Below are 3457 nucleotides of genomic sequence, written 5' to 3'. Positions count from 1 at the left end.
TGGAAGCGCGCCATCGCCAGTCAGATGGAGCAAGCCATTGTTGAGCGGACGACGATTGATCTGGTTGATGCCAATGGTCGCGCAGGCTTGCGCGCCACCGGCCAAGTCGTGTTGTTCGATGGGTTCTTTGCGCTCTACCAAGAAGGGCGCGATGATGAAGAAGATGAAGATAGCCGCCGCCTTCCCAATCTGAAGGCCGGCGATTCTGTTGTGGCCACCGACATTGCCGCCACCCAGCATTTCACCGAGCCGCCGCCGCGCTATTCTGAAGCAACCTTGGTCAAAAAGATGGAAGAGCTGGGCATTGGTCGGCCTTCGACTTATGCCTCGGTCCTAACTGTGCTGCGCGACCGCGAGTATGTGCATATGGACAAGAACCGCTTCATCCCAGACGACAAGGGTCGTTTGGTGACGGCCTTCTTGGAGAACTTCTTCGCCAAATATGTCGAATATGACTTTACCGCAGACCTAGAACAGCGCCTCGACCTCGTCTCCTCTGGTGATTTGGGGTGGCGGATTTTACTGCGTGAGTTCTGGGAAGACTTTTCCAAGGCGATTGCCGATACGGGCGACTTGCGCACCTCGCAAGTCCTAGATGCCATTAATGACTCGCTTGGCCCCCATATTTTCCCCGATAAGGGCGACGGGTCCGACCCGCGGGCCTGCCCCTCCTGCGTAGATGGTAGGGTGTCGCTTAAGACCAGTAAGTTTGGCGCTTTCATCGGCTGCTCCAACTATCCCGAATGCCGCTACACCCGCCAATTGACCGCCCCATCGGGCGACTCCCCTGAAGCCAGTGGCGACCGCAATTTGGGCTCTGATCCTGAAACCGGCCTCGATGTCTGGCTGAAAGCTGGCCGCTTTGGGCCTTATGTCCAATTGGGCGACGGTGAAAAGCCCAAGCGCTCGTCACTGCCAAAAGGCTGGTCAGCCGCAGACCTCGAGCTTGAGCGGGCCTTACGCCTCTTGTCCTTACCACGCACGGTGGGTGCCCACCCCGAAGATGGTGAGCCCATTGTCGCCAATCTGGGCCGCTTTGGCCCCTATGTGCAGCATGGCAAGACCTATGCGAATGTCGGCACGATTGAAGATGTGTTTGAGATCGGGCTCAACCGTGCCGTCACCGTGCTGGCTGAAAAGCTGGCAGGTGGTGGCCGTCCCCAGCGGACTGCCGCTGCCGCCTTGCAGGAATTTGCTGCCCCGGCCGAAGGGGGTCCAGTCATCAAAGTAATGGCGGGTCGGTATGGCCCCTATGTGACCGATGGCACGACCAATGCGACTTTGCCGAAAGGCCAAGATCCTGGCACCATCACGCGGGAAGCGGCCCTCGCCTTGATCGAAGCCCGCGTGGCTATGGTCGGGGTGGGTAAGAAAAAGCCTGCCAAAAAGGCCAGTGCCGCTAAATCTTCCGCAAAGCCCGCCGCGAAAAAGGCTGCAACAGCTAAAAAGCCTGCCGCGAAAAAGGCCCCTGCCAAAAAGGCGGCGGCTAAAAAGGCGAGCGGTGCATGAAGACGAAGGGTCGTGGCAACGGCCAGAAAGGCAAACCACCGAAAAGGCCGGTGAAGCGCCCCGCCTTGGGTGTGCCAGACAAAGCCACCTTGCTGGCTTTTCTGAATGAAGCCAAGACCGCCATCGGGCCACGTGAAATCGCCATCGCCTTTGGGATCAAGGGTGATGAACGCCGCGCCCTGAAGGCCATGCTGCGTGAGCTGGCCGATGAAGGCGCGATTGCCAAGACCGGTCGCAAGGAAGTTGCCAGCCGCACGGTACCGCCCGAAGGCGGGATGTTCCAAATAATCGAAATCGACAGCCAAGGCGAGCTGATGGCGCGCGCGCTGGGTCGCGAGGATGAGCTGTATGGCCCGCTGGTGCGCCTTGCCAGTACGCGCGCACAAGTCCGCCACGAAGGCCCACCACCGGGCGTGGGCGACCGCTTCATTGGCAAAACCCGCCAAACCCATGAAGGTGAGTATGAAGTCCAAATCATCAAGCGTCTCGGACGGGTGATTGAGCGGGTGTTTGGTGTCTTTATGGCTGCCGATGTCCGCCCGGGCCAAGCGGGCTCTGGGGGTGGCAGGCTGGTGCCCGCTGACAAGAAACAACGCCATGAATTGATGATTTTGCCGGAGCACGCCAAGGGTGCGCGCAATGGCGATTTGGTTGCCGCACGCTTATTACCCCATCGCGGCTATGGCCCGAAGAAAGCTGAAATTATTGAAATTTTCGGCAATAACGAAAATCCAAAAGCCGCCTCGATTTTAGCGATTGCTGCCCATGGAATTCCGATGGGCTTTACCGCTGAAGAGGAAGAAGAGGCTGAAGCCGCTGGCCCTGCCCCATTGGGGAATCGGGAAGATTTGCGCCATATTCCGTTGGTCACCATCGACCCAGATGACGCGCGCGACCATGATGATGCGGTCTATGCGGAAGCTTTGCCCGGTGGCGGTCATAAGATTTTGGTCGCGATTGCTGACGTCGCCCATTATGTCACGCCGGGCTCTGCGCTCGATGAAGGCGCCCTGATGCGCGGCAATTCGGTTTACTTCCCGGACCGGGTTGTGCCCATGTTGCCAGAACGTCTGTCGGCGGACTTATGCTCGCTGATGGATGGGGTAGAGCGGCCCTGTTTGGCCCTTGAGATCAGAATTGATGCCGGTGGCAATAAGCATAGCCACCGCTTCTTGCGCGGCCTGATGAAGAGTGCTGCCAGCCTGACCTATACCCAAGCGCAAATGGCCATTGATGGCATGCCAGACGCGGTAACCGCGCCCTTGCTCGACACGGTGCTGAAGCCGCTCTGGGCCGCATATCGGGCGCTGGAAAAGGCGCGAGACCAACGTGAGCCGCTTGAGATCAATAGCCCAGAACGCAAGATCATTCTCTCGCCCGAAGGCAAAGTTCTCTCCATTGGTCTGCGCGAGCGCTTTGATGCCCACCGCCTGATTGAGGAAATGATGATCCTCTCCAATGTGTGTGCGGCAGAAACATTGGAAGAAAAGCGCTCGCCCTTGATTTATCGCGTGCATGATCAGCCAAGCGAAACCAAGCTCGCCGCTTTGGGCGATTTTCTGGCGACCGTGAATATGAAATGGGCCAAGGGCCAACCGCCCAGCCCTGCCCGCTTTAACCGCGTGCTGGAACTGGCCGCACCAACTGAGCATGCCGAAATGATCAATGAGATCGTTCTGCGCACACAAGCTCAAGCGATTTATGGCACCGATAATTTAGGCCACTTCGGCCTCAATTTACACAAATATGCCCATTTCACCTCGCCCATTCGCCGCTATGCCGATTTAATTGTCCACCGGGCGTTGATCAGCGCTTTAGGCTTAGGCGAAGATGGTTTGAAGAAAACGAGCCCCGAGCAGCTTAAAAAGATCGCTGAAGCCATTACCGCGACCGAGCGGCGCGCCATGGCGGCCGAGCGCGAAGCCACCGACCGCTATGTGGCAGCCTT

At 58.2% G+C, this 3457-nt stretch carries 2 protein-coding genes; both read left to right on the top strand.

The window, feature by feature from the left end; all coding sequences use genetic code 11:
• A partial coding sequence (locus IOB61_RS11585) for a topoisomerase C-terminal repeat-containing protein (protein ID WP_290816738.1) occupies positions 1 to 1509 on the top strand: 1509 nt, incomplete at its 5' end.
• Positions 1506 to 3457: ribonuclease R family protein (locus IOB61_RS11580; protein WP_290816735.1), on the top strand; the 1952-nt coding region annotated here is incomplete at its 3' end. The genes IOB61_RS11585 and IOB61_RS11580, both read left to right, overlap by 4 nt.

Source organism: Aquidulcibacter sp. (genome assembly GCF_020253525.1).
GTDB lineage: Bacteria > Pseudomonadota > Alphaproteobacteria > Caulobacterales > Aquidulcibacteraceae > Aquidulcibacter.
Note: the sequence above shows the minus strand (reverse complement) of the source record. Positions and strands in the feature narration are given on the sequence as shown.